Origin of the sequence: Streptomyces sp. NRRL B-24484 (assembly GCF_000717715.1) — a bacterium.
In the GTDB taxonomy this organism is placed as follows: domain Bacteria; phylum Actinomycetota; class Actinomycetes; order Streptomycetales; family Streptomycetaceae; genus Kitasatospora.
This window is the reverse complement of record NZ_JOAI01000150.1, coordinates 1-490: the sequence shown is the minus strand read 5'-3', so window position 1 is coordinate 490 and position 490 is coordinate 1. Positions and strand designations below refer to the sequence as shown.

Genomic DNA, 490 nt, shown 5'->3' with positions numbered 1-490 from the left:
GCGGACCTTCAGCGCCTCGCGGTCGTGCATCGCGCGGTAGCCCTCCGGCACCCCGTCGAGGCCGACCGTGCGGTCGAAGACCAGGCCCGGGTCGATCGCCCCGGACAGCACGTCCGGCAGCAGCTCCGGAATGTACGCCCGGGCGGGGGCGACACCGCCGGCCAGCGTGACGTTCCGGCCGAACATCTGGGCTATGTCGACACCGGCACTGCCGCCGTGCGGCACCCCCACGTAGCCGACCGCGCCGCCGTCCCGGGCGATCGAGATCGCGGTCCGCATCGACTCCTCCGTCCCGACGGCCTCCAGCACCGCGTGCGCGCCCTGACCGCCGGTCAGCTCCCTGACCGCCTCGACCGCCGCCCCGCCGCGCTCGGCGACCACGTCGGTGGCGCCGAAGCTGCGGGCGATCGCGGTGCGCTGCTCGTGCCGGCCGAGCGCGATGATCCGCCCCGCACCGAGGCGGTGCGCGGCCAGCACCCCGCACAGGCCG

1 protein-coding gene is annotated in these 490 nt (G+C 76.3%); it reads right to left on the bottom strand.

Annotated features, from left to right (window positions below; genetic code table 11):
* A partial coding sequence (locus tag IE98_RS0141690) for a zinc-binding dehydrogenase (protein ID WP_030278007.1) occupies window positions 1–490 on the bottom strand: 490 nt, incomplete at both ends.